This window comes from Halopseudomonas sp. T1L2, assembly GCF_055397385.1.
On sequence record NZ_AP040865.1, the window covers coordinates 3,147,767 to 3,162,712 of the forward strand.

The 14,946-nt window shown below is 62.8% G+C and carries 13 protein-coding genes and 1 tRNA gene; 5 read left to right on the forward strand and 9 right to left on the reverse strand.

The genetic code is table 11. From position 1 onward, the window contains the following. Positions 1 to 41 precede the first annotated feature (41 nt). A complete protein-coding gene (locus ACZ5WQ_RS14945) occupies positions 42 to 1,064 on the forward strand; it encodes an NADP-dependent oxidoreductase (protein ID WP_088276970.1) in 1,023 nt (340 codons plus the stop codon). 262 nt (positions 1,065 to 1,326) lie between these two features. Then, on the forward strand, positions 1,327 to 4,716 hold the full coding sequence (gene amt / locus ACZ5WQ_RS14950; protein WP_464382576.1) for an ammonium transporter: 3,390 nt from the start codon (positions 1,327 to 1,329) through the stop codon (positions 4,714 to 4,716). Here the strand turns inward: amt and ACZ5WQ_RS14955 are convergent. The 4 genes from ACZ5WQ_RS14955 to ACZ5WQ_RS14970 all read right to left on the reverse strand — a co-directional run bounded on the left by ACZ5WQ_RS14955 (position 4,713) and on the right by ACZ5WQ_RS14970 (position 8,290). Continuing rightward, entirely contained in the window at positions 4,713 to 5,084 is a 372-nt protein-coding gene (locus ACZ5WQ_RS14955; protein ID WP_233048722.1) for a YbaN family protein, read from the reverse strand. The genes amt and ACZ5WQ_RS14955 overlap by 4 nt on opposite strands. A gap of 98 nt (positions 5,085 to 5,182) precedes the next feature. Then, a complete protein-coding gene (locus ACZ5WQ_RS14960) occupies positions 5,183 to 5,881 on the reverse strand; it encodes a sensor histidine kinase (RefSeq protein WP_233048723.1) in 699 nt (232 codons plus the stop codon). Continuing rightward, on the reverse strand, positions 5,878 to 7,482 hold the full coding sequence (locus ACZ5WQ_RS14965; RefSeq protein ID WP_464382577.1) for a response regulator: 1,605 nt from the start codon (positions 7,480 to 7,482) through the stop codon (positions 5,878 to 5,880). Before ACZ5WQ_RS14965 ends, ACZ5WQ_RS14960 begins: the two co-directional genes overlap by 4 nt. Positions 7,483 to 7,621: 139 nt before the next feature. Then, entirely contained in the window at positions 7,622 to 8,290 is a 669-nt protein-coding gene (locus ACZ5WQ_RS14970) for a Rossmann-fold NAD(P)-binding domain-containing protein (protein WP_464382578.1), read from the reverse strand. 171 nt (positions 8,291 to 8,461) lie between these two features. Here ACZ5WQ_RS14970 and ACZ5WQ_RS14975 point away from each other — a divergent pair, with 171 nt between their 5' ends. Further along, a complete protein-coding gene (locus tag ACZ5WQ_RS14975; protein ID WP_088276982.1) occupies positions 8,462 to 9,148 on the forward strand; it encodes a tellurite resistance TerB family protein in 687 nt (228 codons plus the stop codon). Here ACZ5WQ_RS14975 and cadR read toward each other — a convergent pair whose 3' ends face one another. After that, the gene (cadR, locus tag ACZ5WQ_RS14980; RefSeq protein WP_269688236.1) at positions 9,149 to 9,595 is read right to left on the reverse strand and encodes a Cd(II)/Pb(II)-responsive transcriptional regulator; all 447 of its coding nucleotides are present in this window, start codon (positions 9,593 to 9,595) and stop codon (positions 9,149 to 9,151) included. It abuts the gene before it with no gap. Positions 9,596 to 9,671: 76 nt separating this feature from the next. Here cadR and ACZ5WQ_RS14985 point away from each other — a divergent pair, with 76 nt between their 5' ends. Both ACZ5WQ_RS14985 and ACZ5WQ_RS14990 read left to right on the forward strand, forming a co-directional pair. Next, the gene (locus ACZ5WQ_RS14985) at positions 9,672 to 11,855 is read left to right on the forward strand and encodes a heavy metal translocating P-type ATPase (protein ID WP_464382579.1); all 2,184 of its coding nucleotides are present in this window, start codon (positions 9,672 to 9,674) and stop codon (positions 11,853 to 11,855) included. 138 nt (positions 11,856 to 11,993) lie between these two features. Then, positions 11,994 to 12,149 carry a hypothetical protein gene (locus tag ACZ5WQ_RS14990; protein ID WP_228245645.1) on the forward strand — a complete coding sequence of 52 codons (156 nt, stop codon included), beginning with the start codon at positions 11,994 to 11,996 and terminating at the stop codon, positions 12,147 to 12,149. 149 nt (positions 12,150 to 12,298) lie between these two features. Here ACZ5WQ_RS14990 and ACZ5WQ_RS14995 read toward each other — a convergent pair whose 3' ends face one another. The 4 genes from ACZ5WQ_RS14995 to ACZ5WQ_RS15010 form a co-directional block, all read right to left on the reverse strand. After that, on the reverse strand, positions 12,299 to 13,153 hold the full coding sequence (locus ACZ5WQ_RS14995; protein ID WP_464382580.1) for an SDR family NAD(P)-dependent oxidoreductase: 855 nt from the start codon (positions 13,151 to 13,153) through the stop codon (positions 12,299 to 12,301). 160 nt (positions 13,154 to 13,313) lie between these two features. Continuing rightward, positions 13,314 to 14,030, reverse strand: coding sequence for a hypothetical protein (locus ACZ5WQ_RS15000; protein ID WP_464382581.1), 717 nt, complete (start codon positions 14,028 to 14,030; stop codon positions 13,314 to 13,316). A 316-nt stretch (positions 14,031 to 14,346) separates the two neighbouring features. Further along, positions 14,347 to 14,613 (reverse strand): DUF1329 domain-containing protein, encoded by a 267-nt coding sequence (locus tag ACZ5WQ_RS15005; RefSeq protein ID WP_464382582.1) that lies wholly within the window; start codon positions 14,611 to 14,613, stop codon positions 14,347 to 14,349. A 155-nt stretch (positions 14,614 to 14,768) separates the two neighbouring features. Beyond that, a tRNA-Arg gene (locus tag ACZ5WQ_RS15010) sits at positions 14,769 to 14,845 on the reverse strand. Positions 14,846 to 14,946: the final 101 nt, after the last annotated feature.

The window sequence follows — 14,946 nt, forward strand, 5'->3', positions numbered from 1 at the left end:
GAGGTTTCCGCCCATTCACTCATTCATGCAAGAGGCATCACATGTCTGCTCATATCAACCGCAAGATCGTGCTCAACAAGCGCCCGCAGGGCGAAATTCAGGATGGTGATCTGGTTCTGAAGGAAGAACCTGTTCGTGAGCTCAAGGATGGTGAGGTCCTGATCAAGACCCTGTGGCTGTCGCTTGACCCCTACATGCGTCCGCGCATGAACGACAGCAAGGGCTACATGGACCCGATTGAAATCGGCGCGCCGATTGTCGGCGAAAGCGTTGGCCGCGTTGTCGAGTCCAAGTCTGAAAACTATGCAGTGGGTGACGTTGTGACTGTCTACTCCGGCTGGCAGGAGTACTGCATCATTCCGGGCAACGCCCCTATGGTTTACAAGATCAAGGATCAGGGCGTGCCGCTGCAGGCTTACCTGGGTGTGGCCGGTATGCCGGGCCGCACAGGTTACTGCGGTCTGATGTATGTGGGTAAGCCCAAGGCTGGCGAAACCGTTGTGGTTGCCGCTGCGTCCGGTCCGGTCGGTACCGTGGTTGGCCAGACCGCCAAGCAGGAAGGCTGCCGTGTTGTCGGCATCGCCGGTGGCCCCGAGAAGTGCCGCTATGTCGTGGAAGAACTCGGTTTCGACGCCTGCATCGACTACAAGGCCGGTAACCTGGATGCGGATCTGGCCGCAGCCTGTCCGAACGGCATCGACGTGTATTTCGAGAACGTCGGTGGCGAGGTAGCCAAGGCGGTAGCCAAGCTGATCAACCCGGGTGCCCGCGTGCCGATCTGTGGTTATGTATCGGCCTATAACGCCGAAGACCAGAGCAAGGTCGAAACCCCGTTCCATATCTTTGGTGCGCTGGATCCCAAGCCGGAACACCGCTTCTTCCTGGTCACCGAATGGCAGGACAAGCATCAGGAAATCACCGCGCTGCTGGCTGGTCAGGTCGCATCGGGTGCCCTGAAGTACAGCGAGACCGTTGCCGAGGGTCTGGAGAACGCGGTTGAGGCGTTCAAGGGCATGCTCAAGGGCAAGAACTTCGGCAAGCAGCTGGTTCATATTGCCGACTGATGTTGTCGTAACTATCCCGGGCGCTGCTGCGCCCGGGATAGTGCACTTCTCCTCTCCTGCACACCCCTCCGGGTTATGCATATTCGCCTTTCTGGCGACGACTTTCTGACCAAATCGACGATTTTTGGTACAGAACCTGCAAGGCTCTGCACTATCCTGAGCCGCATGGCGCGAACCTGGCCGGCCGCTGCACCAGTGGGGTGCATGACCTGAGCAGTTGCGCTATCAAAGTGCCAGTTACCAAATGGAACAGGTATCTCCCATGCCCATCCCGATGCTCGATGTTCTGTGGTTGGTTTTGTGTGCCGGACTGGTATTCAACATGCAGATCGGCTTTCTCTGTCTGGAGTCGGGGCTGACTCGCAGCAAAAATGCCATCAACGTTGCGGTCAAGAACATGGCTGACCTGAGCGTTGCCATTTTTTGCTACTGGCTGTTCGGTTTCGGTTTGATGTTCGGGGCCACTGCCGGCGGCTGGTATGGCGAGGGCTTCTCCATGCTGCCCTTTGCTGATACCTGGCATTCGGCGTTCTTTCTGTTCCAGGCGATGTTCTGTACCACGGCAGCGACCATCGTGTCGGGTGCCGCTGCCGAGCGGATGCGGTTTGCGTCCTACCTGCTGGTGACACTGATCATCGCCGGCTTCATTTACCCGCTGTTTGGTCACTGGGCCTGGGGCGGCGTCTTTGCCGATGGCCTGGGCTGGCTGGCCGAACGCGGCTTTGTCGATTTTGCCGGTTCTACCGTGGTGCACGGGGTAGGCGGCTGGGTGGCGCTGGCGGTAATTCTGATTCTGGGCCCGCGCCAGGGGCGTTTTGAGCAGGACCGGGACGGGCGCAGCATGCCCGGATCGAACCTGCCGCTGGCGATGCTGGGCGCGTTGATGCTGATGTTTGGCTGGTTCGGCTTCAACGGCGGCAGCACGCTGAGCTTTGATGGCCGGGTGCCGGGCATCATCGCCAACACGGTATTGGCCGCCATTGCCGGAACCCTGGGCGGCATGGTGATGTCCTGGCTGCGCTGGCGACTGGTCGATCCGGTCTACCCGCTCAACGGCATGATTGCCGGTATGGTTGCGGTAACCGCCGGCGCGCATGTTGTCGATGCGTCGGCTGCGTTCTTTATTGGTCTGATCGGTGCGGTCGTGATGTATCTGGCGGACCGGTTGCTGCTTCGGTTTCAGATTGATGATGCGGTCGGTGCCGTGCCGGTGCACCTGGCCAGCGGTATCTGGGGCACGCTGGCAGTTGCGCTGTTCGCCGATCTGGGTGCGCTGGGCACCGGGCTGACCCGTAGTCAGCAGTTTATTGCCCAGCTGGAAGGGGTGCTGGTCGCAGGGTTGTGGGCCTTCGGGTTGACCTGGCTGCTGTTGCGCGCGGTCAATTGCTTCTGGCCGATGCGGGTAACGCCGGACGATGAGCTGGCTGGCCTGAACGTATCCGAGCATGGCGCCCGTACCGAACTGATCGAGCTGCTCGAAGCAATGGCCGCCCATCAGCGCGATGGCCGGTTTGAGCGGGATGTGCCGGTGGAACCCTTTACCGAGGTGGGCCAGATCGCGGCGCAGTACAACAAGGTCATTCACGCCCTGCGCCGCGCCGTAGGCGTGACCCAAAGCATCATCCGTGACATTCGCGACGGCGTGGTTACCTGTAACCGGGACGGCATCCTTGCGACCTGCAACCCCGGAGCCGAGCGCCTGTTCGGGCTGCCCGCCGGCGCCCTGATCGGCCAGCCGATGGCGCGTCTGGTGGCGGAGCGTGACTGGTCAGGCCTGCCCTTGCCGGAAGCCGGCAGCGAGATCAAGCAGGAGGTGCTGTTCAGTCGCAACGACCATGATCAGTTTGTTGCCGAGTTGACGGTCAGCAGCGGGTCACTGGAGGACGACCTGTATACCTGCATGATCCGTGATATCACCGAGCGTCGGCGTATCGAGCAGCAGCTGTTTCAGGAGAAGATGCTGGCGCAGGTGACCCTGGCGTCGATCGGCGACGGCGTGATTACCACCGGTCCCGATGCGCGCGTGCGCTACCTCAACCCGATAGCGGAACAGCTGACTGGCTGGCGCGAGGCTGATGCGGCAGGAAAACCGCTGGATGAGGTGTATTGCCTGTTCGATGAAAGCACCGGAGAAAAACTGCTCAATCCGGTCAGCGCCATGTTGCGGCGTTACCGGCAGGCACTGAGCCGCCCGGCCGGCAGCATGAACCAGCTGCGCCGGCGCGATGGCAGCGAAGTGACGGTGCAGGATGCGGTGGCGCCGATCCGCGATGCCGAAGGGCACATCATTGGCGCGGTGCTGACCTTTCGCGATGTGACCGTCAACCGCCGGCTGGCGCTCGAACTGTCCCATCAGGCAGCCCATGACACCCTGACCGGCCTGGTCAACCGCAAGGAGTTCGAGCGGCGGGTGGCACAGGCGCTGCAGCGCGGGCCGGGCGCGCGCGTCGACCAGGTGCTGTGCTATATGGATCTCGATCAGTTCAAGATCGTCAATGATACCTGTGGTCACGCGGCCGGAGACGAGCTGTTGCGGCAACTGGCCAAGCTGTTCCAGTCGCACATTCGCAGTTCAGACGTGCTGGCGCGCCTCGGTGGCGACGAGTTTGGCTTGCTGCTCAGTGGTTGCACGCTGGAAGAGGCCATTCCGGTGGTTGATGGCATCCGCGCGTTGGTCGAAGAGTACCGGTTCAGCTGGGAAGGGAAGACGTTTGCTGTCGGGGTCAGTATCGGCCTGGTCCAGATCGAAGAGCAGGTGGCCAGTCTCGATGTGCTGCTCAGCGCCGCAGACAGCGCCTGTTATGCGGCCAAGGACGCCGGTCGCAACCGTATTCACCTGTATCAGGCCGATGATGCGCAGATGCAGGAGCGGCGCGGTGAGATGCAATGGGTCAATCGCTTGCGTCAGGTACTGGATGCCGATCTGCTGCGGCTCTATGTCCAGCCCATTTACGCTATCAGCGAGCGCGAGATCCAGCCTGGCTATGAGGTGCTGGTGAGAATGCTTGGTGAGGATGGCCGTATTATCCCGCCGGGAGCGTTCATGCCGGCTGCCGAGCGCTATGATCTGGCGTCGGCCATCGACCGTTGGGTGGTCGGCAACTTTCTGGCCTGGCTCGGAGATTACAGCCGGCGGCATGGCGGTGCACTGGGCAGCTACTCGATCAACCTGTCGGCGGCGTCGATTGGTGAGGAGAGTTTTCTCGATTTCGTGCTGGCGGCGATCGAGCGTCACGGCGTGCCAGCCCAATTGATCTGCTTCGAGATTACCGAGACCAGCGCCATTGCCAACCTGAACAAGGCCATCGTCTTTATGCAGCGGCTCAAGGATATCGGCTGTCAGTTTGCGCTGGATGACTTTGGCTCGGGACTGTCGTCGTTCGCGTATCTGAAGTCGCTGCCGGTGGATTTTCTGAAGATCGACGGGGTGTTCGTCAAGGACATCGTGGCGGATCCGATTGCCCGGGCGATGGTCGCGTCAATCAATACCATCGGCCACGAAATGGGCCTGCAGACGGTTGCCGAGTTTGTCGAAACCGAGGCCATTCTTGATCAGTTGCGCGAGCTGGGGGTGGACTATGCCCAGGGCTATTTTCTCGGGCACCCGCAACCCTTGAGCGAGCTGGATGGCGTGCGGATGATGCCGCGCTAGCGGCCGGCAGGCGGCTGCGGTTCGGCGCGTGTCCATAACCAGAGCGCAACGCAACAGAGAAATGGCGGCAGGCTCCAGCGCAGCCAGTCGGGGGCGGGCAGCAGCCAGATCATGACTACGCTGCTGAGCATCAGCAGACTTGCGGCCCATTTCGCCCGCCGCGGAACCGCCCGGCGCGTACGCCAGTCACGAATCAGCGGGCCATAGTGCGGGTGCAGCAGCAGGCGGGCCTCCAGCTCCGGCCAGCCACGTGCCGAGGCCCAGGCGGCGACCAGCAGAAAGGGGGTGGTCGGCAAACCGGGAACCACGACACCGATGGCGCCGAGGGCGACGCACAGTGATGCCAGTGAGCGCCAGAACCAGATCATGGGCTGGCCGGTTGGGAACAGATGAAGTAGGGCATGGCTGTCGATCCGCAGAACTCGGGGTCAGCTTATCTCGAAGTGCCAGCGCACGTCACGGCGGCTCAGGGCAGCCAGATACGAAATTCGCCACCGCCCAGCGCGCCGCCATTGCTCAGGGCGATATGCCCGCTGTTGCCGTTGCGTTGATGCAGCTCGGCGATGCGCTGGCCAAAATACAGGCCCAGACCGGTACTGCCGGTGCTCATGTTGATGCCGAGAATATAGTCGGACTGGTTTTCCAGCATTGCTGGCGGGTAGCCGCTGCCATCGTCGCTGATGGTGATGACCAGTTGATCGCCGTCCATCGCTGCGCGCAGGTGGATAGCCGAGCGGGTATAGCGAATCGCGTTGTTGATCACGTTGCCCACCACCGAGCCGACCAGTTCGGCATCAAAGAATCCCATCAGACCGAATTCATCGACTTCGTAGGTCCCTTCGATATGACGCGAGCGCAGGATGTCGTGGTGGCGCGCCAGCTGATCCTCAAGGAACTCCTCCAGCTCGAGATAGCTCGGCCGCAGCGGCAACTGATTGACCCCCAGCTTGTACAGGCCAAGCATCTGCACCAGCATGCCGTTCAGTCGCAGGAACTCGTATTCGATGACGCCGCGCTCGGTGCTGTCGTGCTCGTTGGCGGGTAGCCGCTCGACCAGTTGCCCGTAGGACTGCATCAGCAGCCCCAGCGAGTTCTTCATGTCGTGAACGGTGGAGGCGATGACGGTGGAGAAATCCAGCGATTGCTCCTCGGGTACGTCGCTCATAGCGATTCGGCCTTTTCGCGCAGCTTGTTGTAGCGTTCGAATCGCGGGTCACCGGGTGGCATGTTGCGGACCCGCTGCAGGCAGTCGAGGCATTCTTCGCGCAGCGCCGGGTCCGGAGCACTGAGCAACAGGCGCAGCAGCGACTGTGCGGTGTTGAGCGCATAGCTGATGTTGCGCGGCTGCAGCGCCAGTGCGTTGCGAAATGCCTCCAGCGCCTGCGGAAACTGCTTGCCCTGATAGAGCTGCATGCCTTGCCGGTTCAGTTCCATGGCCTGGTCACCGCCACGCAGGATATCCGGGTCGCTGGTCTGTTCGGCGATGCCGGCCATGACCTTGGGGTCGTCGCCATAGATTTCGGCACAGCTGCTGAGCACCTGGTCGGCCTGGGCCGCCTGGCCAAGCGCGCGCAGCTGCGCTGCGACCTGCAGCGCGGTATCGGCGGCAAAGAAGTCTTCCATGTTGGCCAGACGCTCGGCCGCGCTTTTCGCCATCTGGGCGGCGTCTGCGGTCTTGCCTGCTCGCTGGAGCGCCGTGGCCTGCAACAGCTCTCCGCGGGCGGCCAGGGCATCGTTGTCGCGCCAGCTGTTGTTCAGATCGTCCATGGTCTGACGAATCTCCAGCAGCACCTTGGGGCCGGGAGCGCTGTCACCAGCCTGCGCGCACAGACTGTCGGCCAGACTCAGGTGATGCTCGGGATCGCGAAAGGCCGAGTGGCGGCCCAGGTTGACTGCCTGACGGAAGGCGCGCACAGCCCTGTCAGGGTCCTGGTTGGCGCGGGCGAGCCGTCCCAGCTCTGCCTGACGCTGCGGGTTGTTGGGCGAGATCTTGACCGCCTGCTCGAGAAAAACCTGTGCCTTGAGCTGCTCGCCGCGCAACTGTTTGGCGCGTGCGAGTCCGTCATACAGCGTGGGCAGCATCGGAAACTGGCTGATGCCCTGCTCGTAGAGCGCCTCGGCGCGGTCCAGATGGCCGCGCTCAAGCAGGTGCCCGGCCAGCATGACCAGCGCCCAGGGCAGTGGACGCTCATCGATGATGGCCTGCAGCAGGGTCTCCAGTTCGGCATCGCGTCCCAGTGCGGCCAGGGCGTTGGCCCGGTAGCGCTGGCAGAGCGGGGCAAGACGCGGCTGAGTTGCCAGCAGGGTGTCGCAGGCGGCCAGCACGCCGGCCTGATTGCCGGCAGCCAGCGCATCAAGAATGGGCGCCAGCACCTGCTTGCGCTCAACCAGGCGATCAAGTCGCTGCTGCAGGCTGGCACGATTGAAGGGCTTGGTCAGATAGGCATCGGGTTCATATTCCAGCGCCGCCATGACCATGGCCTGACTGCTCTCGGCAGTGACCATGACGAAAATGCAGTGCGGGCCTATCAGCTTGCGCTGATGCAGCTCTTCAAGCACCTGCTGACCATTCTTGCCATCGCCCAGATTGTAGTCATGCAGGATGATGTCATAGCGGGTCTTGCCGCACAGCGCGATTGCTTCTGCCCCACTGGCGGCGACATCGATATGCTGTGCACCCATCTGGGTCAGCATGGCCTTCACCGACGAGCGGAAGTCGCTGAAGTCGTCGACGACCAGAAAGCGCTTGTTGCTGTAGACGATCATGATTTCGCCATATTCCTGCCGTTGAATGCCGAATGTCAGTTTAGACCCTTGGCGCAAGTATACAGTGAAATCAAAGAGCCACTATTGATCCACTCTGCAGAATGGCAAATCGGGCCGCTCGCCTGCAGCCGGCCTGTGCTCAATGCCGTCTGACGATTGCGTCGGATTCGATGACATGCTGGCCGACCGGCGCCATCAGGGCCGCCTGCAGCATCGCCGCTGCGACGTCGCCGGCCTTGACCGCCCGCAGCCGTTTCGGGATCACCGGCTTGAAGGTACGCGACAGCAGTAGACCAACCAGCTCTCCCGGTCGGTTCTCGGGGCGGGCACCGTCGAGCAGGGACGGCCGAATCAGGGTCAGGGAACGAAAATCCATGGCTGCCAGATCCTGCTCCGCTTCACCCTTGACCCGCAGATAGAACGAGCCGGACCGCGGGCTGGCGCCCAGCGACGAATTCAGCACAAAGGTTCGCGTACCGGCGCGGCGGGCGTGACGGGCACAGGAGACGACATAGCCGCGATCCACTGCGCGGAAGGCGTCTCTGGAGCCGGCGTTCTGGCGGGTCGTGCCAAGGGCGCAGATTGCCGCGTCGGCCTGCCACCAGTCGGCGTCTTCGGGCAGCGCTGCGAAATCGACCTGCGGGTTGTCGAGGTGGCTGTAATGCCTGACCGCCATGGGTAGCGGCGAGCGACTGGGTGCGACGACCCGGCTGATGGCCGGGTTGACCAGCGCCTGACGCAGTACCTCCATGCCAACCAGCCCGCTGCCGCCGAGTACCAGCAGGGTCTTGCCATTGCTTTCTTCCATTCTGCTCCCCCCCCCGATGACGCCTGTTCGTTAAGGTTCAGTTAAGCGCAAGTTGGGCATGCTGCCTGCGCCTGACGGAAAAATACGGCAACAAAGTTCGCCTTGGTTGCCATGAGTGCTCGGACTCACTCTGTGGTCCAAGCAACTGACATGCCATTGACGGAGAAGTCCATGAATACCCGAAGCCTGCTTGATCAACTGTTGAAGTCTGCCAGCGGTGCCCTGTCCGGCGCAGGCGATGCCGCGCCCTCGGCCAAGGGACAATCGAGCTCGAACGCGCTGGGAAGCCTGCTGACCGGTGCTGGCGGCGGGGCGCTGGCAGCGGGTGCGGTAGGCCTGCTGCTGGGCAGCAAGAAGGCACGCAAAATGGGCGGCAAGGCGGTCAAGTATGGTGGTCTTGCGGCTCTGGGCGTGGTTGCCTACAAGGCTTGGCAGCATTGGCAGCAGAATAGTGCCAGTGCACCACAAGGCGAGCCGCAGACGGTGGATCGGCTGCCCGCGCCGCAGGCCGAGCAGCACAGCCATGCGATATTGCGGGCGCTGATTGGTGCCGCCAAGGCGGACGGGCATATCGACGACCGGGAGCGGGAGCTGATTGATGGCGAAATCGCCCGGTTGACCGGTGACGCGCAGCTGCATGCCTGGTTTGACGCCGAGCTGAGCAAACCGCTGGATCCGACCGAAATTGCCCGCGCGGCGCAGACGCCGGAGATGGCGGCCGAAATGTACCTCGCCAGCCTGCTGGTGGTTGATGAGCAGAATTTCATGGAGCGGGCATATCTGCAGGAGCTGGCGACTCAGCTGAGGCTGGACCCGCAACTGCGCACCGAATTGGAGCGTCAGGCAACCGCCGTCTGATCAGTGCCGGTGGCTGCGACCAACATGCGAGTCCGCGTCGGGGGGACTCACGCTGCCACTGGTTTGCAGCTGGGCGATGATGCCGCAGTGGTCAACATCATTATCGTCGTGACACTGCCGGCGTAGCTCCAGCAGTTGCTGCTGCAGCTGATTCAGTGCCGCAATGCGCTCGCCGACGTGCTCAATGTGCGCTTCGATCAGGCCGTTTACATCGCCACAGCTTGCCTCTGGCCGGCGGCGCAGCTGAAGCAGCTCGCGGATCTCGTTGTGGGTCATGTCCAGCAGACGGCAGTTGCGAATGAACACCAGCTGCTCGACATGGCGCTCGCCATACTGACGGTAGTTGCCCTCGCTGCGTTGCGGTTCCGGCAGCAGGCCTTCACGTTCGTAGTAACGAATGGTCTCTACCGTACAGTCGGTGCGGCGTGCCAATTCTCCGATTTTCACAGGTACCTCCCGGGCAGGCTTGACTCTGTAGTGGCTATAGGGTTTTTACTTTGCCCTAAAGTTGCCCGGAGGTCACATGTCTGCCCAACATTCGCATGATCACGTCACGCCTGCCCCCTGCTGCGGCGCGGCGCCAGCTAGCTCGACGGCCCCGGTGTTTGCGCCGGGCGCGGGGGAGCAGGTCAGTCGCATTCATATCGAACAGATGGACTGCCCCACCGAGGAGCGGCTGATTCGTCAGCGTCTGACCGGCATGGCCGGTGTCGGTACGCTGCATTTCAATCTGCTGCAACGGGTGTTGTCGGTAAGCCATCTGCCCGAGCGGCGCGAGGCGGTGCTGACGGCGATCAACGAGCTGGGTTTCAGCCCCCGGCTACTGGTCGATGACCATCGGCCGGAGGCCAGCGCCGGCAAGCTTTGGTGGCCGCTGGCGCTGGCGGGTGGTGTTGCGTTACTGGCCGAGATCGTTCACTTCGCCTCCGGGCCGGTCTGGCTTGGGGCGTTGCTGGCACTGCTGGCGATTGCCCTGAGTGGCATCGACACCTACCGCAAGGGCTGGGTGGCCCTGCGTCACCGCACGCTTAATATCAATGCACTGATGAGCATTGCGGTCACCGGCGCGGTGCTGATCGGGCAGTGGCCGGAAGCAGCCATGGTGATGGTGCTCTTTGCCATCGCCGAGCATATTGAAGCCCGGTCGCTGGGGCGGGCGCGCGAGGCGATCAGCAGCCTGCTGGCGCTGGCGCCGGAGCAAGCCAGTGTGCAACTTGAGGATGGCAGCTGGGCGGTACGTGCCTCCAGTGACGTTGCCCTGGGTGCCCGGGTTCGGGTCCGGCCGGGGGAGCGCATCGCGCTGGACGGTGAGGTGGTCAGCGGACGCTCGGCGGTCAACCAGGCGCCCATTACCGGTGAGAGCATGCCGGTCGACAAGCAGCAGGGCGATCCGGTCTTTGCCGGCACCATTAACCAGAATGGCACGCTGGAATACCGCGTTACCGCGGTGGCCGGGCAGACCACCCTGGCGCGCATTATCCATGCGGTAGAGCAGGCCCAGAGCGACCGTGCGCCGACGCAGCGCTTCGTCGACCGCTTCGCCGCCATCTACACGCCAGTCGTCTGCCTGCTGGCGCTGCTGATGGCAGTGCTGCCGCCGCTGTTAACCGATGCCGGTTGGTACGAGTGGATTTATCGGGCGCTGGTATTGCTGGTGGTGGCCTGCCCCTGTGCGCTGGTGATCTCGACCCCGGTGACCATTGTCAGCGCACTGGCGGCGGGCGCCCGGCGGGGCCTGCTGATCAAGGGTGGCGTGCACCTTGAACAGGGTGGTCAGATCGATCTGATCGCCCTCGACAAGACCGGCACCCTGACCGAAGGGCGCCCGGTACAAACCGACTTTCAGCTGCTGGCAGGCAGTGACGCCGATGCCGCGCAGCAACGGGCCGCAAGTCTGGCCGCGCGCTCGGATCACCCGGTGTCGCGGGCGCTCGCCAACGCCAACAGCCAGCCTCTGCTGACGGTGGACGACTTCGCTGCCCTGCCGGGGCAGGGCGTCAGCGGCCTGATCAACGGCGAGCGCTATTGGCTGGGCAACGCGCGGCTGGCCGAGGCCCGCGGTTTGCTGAGCGCCACGCTGCAGGAGCGTCTGGGGCTGCTCGAACGGGAGGGCAAGTCGCTGGTCCTGCTGATCGGCGAGGATCAGGTGCTTGCCCTGTTCGCCGTAGCCGACACCCTCAAACGGGGCAGCCGCGACGCCATACGCGAGCTTCATACACTGGGTGTGGAGAGCATTATTCTCAGCGGCGACAACGCCCCAACGGTGCAGGCAATCGCTACCCAGGTTGGCATCGACCGGGCTCATGGCAACCTGTTACCGGACGACAAGCTGGCGCTGGTTCGCCGGGCCCGGGCCCGCGGCAAGCGCGTTGCCATGGTCGGTGACGGCATCAACGATACGCCGGCGCTGGCCGCTGCCGATATCGGCTTTGCCATGGCTGCAGCCGGCAGCGACAGCGCAATTGAAACAGCCGATGTTGCGCTGATGGATGACGACCTGCGCAAGCTGCCGGCGTTTATCAGCCTGTCGCGGCGCACTCTGCGCGTCCTTCGGCAAAATATCTGGTTGGCTCTGGGTATCAAGGCGGTGTTTGTTGCCCTGACGCTGACCGGCTCGGCAACCATGTGGATGGCGGTGTTTGCCGATATGGGCGTCAGCCTGCTGGTGGTGTTCAACGGCCTGCGACTATTGCGTTACCCGCTCTAGAGTGGGGCTGCGACGAAGAAAAAATTGTCAGAAGGTGGTGTTTTTTTCTGGACGTGTAGCAATTTCTGCAACAGACTGTTCTCCTCTAACAAAAACAAGATTGGCGCATCTCTGCCGGAGGTGCGCAAGGAGAAAGACATGACACGCCGTTATTCCGCGTGGTTCGTGCCGGCGCTTCTGGCGCTGGGGTTCGTTTCTGCAACGCTGGTTGTGGCCGGGCAGTCCGATCTGCCTGCGCCGTCCTTTGCATCCATCCCGGTGGTCTTCGTCAGCGATATGTTCAGCCGCTTTTGAGCCGAATGGCTGATCAACGGGTTTTGCCCATAGCCGCAAATACTCTATGCCATAGCTGATGTGCCAGGCTGGTGCGCCGTCAGTGTTGCTGACGGCGTGGCGTCCCAGTCGCCCAGAGCCAAAAATTCCCTGCTCTTTGCCATGTGTGTTCAGCGGTTGACCGCGTTAGGGTCGATCGAGGCGCCGGCCCCCAGCTCCGCCCGCTGTTGCGCCAGCTTTGCCCCTTCGGCAGCGGTAAAGGCGAAGGTACGCTCCGGGTCGCTCGCGCGCATCTGCAACGCCATCAGCTCCATGCCTTCGGCAACAACGATGTCGTGCTTGCCGGCGCTCAGGCCCTCGATGATGGTGCGCGCGGCGTCGTCAGGATCGATACCGTTGTCGATGTTGGCGTCCGACCGGCCGCGTGCGTTACCGCCTCCCTCCAGCGCGTTGGCGGCAATGGCGGTGCGCACCGAACCGGGAATGATCACGCTCACGCCAATGCCGTAGGCCTGCTCGACTTCGGCGCGCAATGCCTCGAAGTAGCCGACTACCGCGTGCTTGGCTCCGCAGTAGCCCGTGCGCAGGGGCGCGCCGAGCTTGCCGGCAACCGAGCTGACCACCGCCAGCTGACCGCTGCCCTGCTCGACCAGGCGCGGCAGCAGCAACTGGGTCAGGGCAACCGGCGCGAGATAGTCGACTTCCATCAACTGGCGATAGACCTGCAGGCTGGTATCCAGCGCAAGGCTGCGCTGACTGATCCCGGCGTTGTTGATCAGCAGATCAATGCGGCCACGCCAGCCCCAGGCCTGCTCGACCAATGCCGGCAGGCGGTCGTAGTCGGTGGTTTCGAAGGGCAGTACCAGGGTGCGCTCGGGCGCCACGGCGGCCAGAGCCTGCAGCGCGTCGACGCGGCGACCGGACAGGATTACCTCGGCGCCCTGTGCCAACATGGCCCTGGCCAGCGCTTCACCGATGCCCGAGGAGGCGCCGGTGATCCATACCACTCTGGATGCGAAACTCATCTTCTTGTTCTCCTGTTATGGTCGTGCCGCGACTGGCCCGGCCGGGCGTTCACCATAGGGAGACAGGGAGGAAGGAATCTGTCGCCGGGGCGACAGTCTGCAACGGCAGGATCAGGTCCTGACCGGGCGCATGGCGCGCCCGGACAAGACCTGAAGGCGCTCAGTTGAGTGCGGCGAGGATCGACTGCAGCTGGCCGGCGTCCACCTGGTTGGCGTTGGCCAGGCTCAGGAACGACTGGCTGGTGCCGCTCCAGGCGTTGATCAGGCTGGGCAGATTGCGTGCCACGGAGCTGGCCTCACTGATGCTGCGGGTCAGCTCACCGGCGGCCATCGGGTTGGACAGCAGCGAGCCGGCATTGCCCTTGGCGCTGGCCAGCCAGCTCTGGAACGCACCGCTCAGCAGCGAGCCTTCCTTCAGACCGTTCTGGTAGAAGGGAATCGCCTCGGCCAGCGTGCTGCGGTTGGCCCCGCTCAGTGTGCCGCCCTGTGCGAGCAGACTCTGAATCAGTGCCTGGTTGCTGCTGGTCAGCTCGGTGTCAGCGGCGATCGATGCCGTGTCCGTGTTTGCACCCTGCGCATAGTTGGCGGCCGCAGCCAGCGTGCGGCTGGCGATGTCGGTTTGCCCCGTCGCTTCCAGGGTTTTGGCCTGGGCCATCAGCATGTTGTTCATGCTCGCGTTGAAGCGCTGCATCAGCAGATCCTGCTGCTGGGCCAGGTTTTCGGCACCGGCGGCTTCGCCACCTTGCGCTGCTGTGTTCAGCGCTGCGCCTGCGGCGGCCTTCAGCGAGTCCAGACCAAATGCCTGAGCCTGACTGGTGGCCAGCATGCCGGCGGCGATCAGGCTCAGCAGGCCTGCGTGGATGCGGTTGTTCTTCATCTTTCCATATTCTCCTGAATGGGGCTCCGTCGTGGATTTGCGTCGTTCCAGAGGTCCTTCCTGCAGTGCTGCCGGCGTGCTGCAAACGCAATGGCAAAGCGGGTCTACCAGACGCAGCGCGCACTCTACCCGATTCGAGCCCCCGGCGGGAGCAGGTGCAGTTGATAGATGCTGACAGGTTATCGGGCCGTGAGTACTTGGGCGAGGCGGAGCAGCGTCTGCGGGATGAGCGTCGTCTACTCACCGCCATGCCGCAATGAACCAAAAAAAGCCCGCATTGCGCGGGCTTAATACGGAGCAGTGCCGGTGTTGCTGATCAGTTCCCGGTGGCGCGCATGTGCTGAACGCTGAACATGTCCGGGGTGCTCAGGCTGGGGTCGACCTGGCCCTTGAATTGGCCGGTGGTGCAGTGCATGGCCTGTACGTCGATCATGCTGAAGCTGTCGTCAATGGATACGCCACTGCCCTGGTTGGCAGGCAGGTGGTGGTCCGGGTGGGCCTGGCCGATGGTGAAGGTTTTCCACATGCTGCCCTTGCGGTCATAGGCCACGGTGCGCGGGATGGTGAAGGTCTGGGCATCCATGAAGTGCACGCGAGTAGCTTTTTCGCTCTTAGGGCAGATGTCATTCCAGCAAGCGGTGAGAATCAGAAAAGTAGCAAACGAAGGTATAGGAAAACGATGCGGCAGGCCTGAGATAGGTTGATTTGCTTGCGTAACATATTGAATTTACTGGGAAATGGCGCACTCGGCGGGATTCGAACCCACGACCCCTGCCTTCGGAGGGCAGTACTCTATCCAGCTGAGCTACGAGTGCGTTGCGCTGTTGCGGTCGTTGCGACCTTTGGCCGCACCTTGGCTGCCTTTGCGTGTTGCAGTCGGCGGCAGGTGCGTTTCAGCGCGGCAATGATACGCATT

Excerpts from the sequence above, each read along its gene's own strand:
- ACZ5WQ_RS14945 (WP_088276970.1), top strand. The coding sequence starts at position 42 with ATGTCTGCTCATATCAACCGCAAGATCGTGCTCAACAAGCGCCCGCAG.
- amt (WP_464382576.1), top strand. The coding sequence starts at position 1,327 with ATGCCCATCCCGATGCTCGATGTTCTGTGGTTGGTTTTGTGTGCCGGA.
- ACZ5WQ_RS14955 (WP_233048722.1), bottom strand. The coding sequence starts at position 5,084 with ATGATCTGGTTCTGGCGCTCACTGGCATCACTGTGCGTCGCCCTCGGC.
- ACZ5WQ_RS14960 (WP_233048723.1), bottom strand. The coding sequence starts at position 5,881 with ATGAGCGACGTACCCGAGGAGCAATCGCTGGATTTCTCCACCGTCATC.
- ACZ5WQ_RS14965 (WP_464382577.1), bottom strand. The coding sequence starts at position 7,482 with ATGATCGTCTACAGCAACAAGCGCTTTCTGGTCGTCGACGACTTCAGC.
- ACZ5WQ_RS14970 (WP_464382578.1), bottom strand. The coding sequence starts at position 8,290 with ATGGAAGAAAGCAATGGCAAGACCCTGCTGGTACTCGGCGGCAGCGGG.
- ACZ5WQ_RS14975 (WP_088276982.1), top strand. The coding sequence starts at position 8,462 with ATGAATACCCGAAGCCTGCTTGATCAACTGTTGAAGTCTGCCAGCGGT.
- ACZ5WQ_RS14985 (WP_464382579.1), top strand. The coding sequence starts at position 9,672 with ATGTCTGCCCAACATTCGCATGATCACGTCACGCCTGCCCCCTGCTGC.
- ACZ5WQ_RS14990 (WP_228245645.1), top strand. The coding sequence starts at position 11,994 with ATGACACGCCGTTATTCCGCGTGGTTCGTGCCGGCGCTTCTGGCGCTG.
- ACZ5WQ_RS14995 (WP_464382580.1), bottom strand. The coding sequence starts at position 13,153 with ATGAGTTTCGCATCCAGAGTGGTATGGATCACCGGCGCCTCCTCGGGC.
- ACZ5WQ_RS15000 (WP_464382581.1), bottom strand. The coding sequence starts at position 14,030 with ATGAAGAACAACCGCATCCACGCAGGCCTGCTGAGCCTGATCGCCGCC.
- ACZ5WQ_RS15005 (WP_464382582.1), bottom strand. The coding sequence starts at position 14,613 with ATGGATGCCCAGACCTTCACCATCCCGCGCACCGTGGCCTATGACCGC.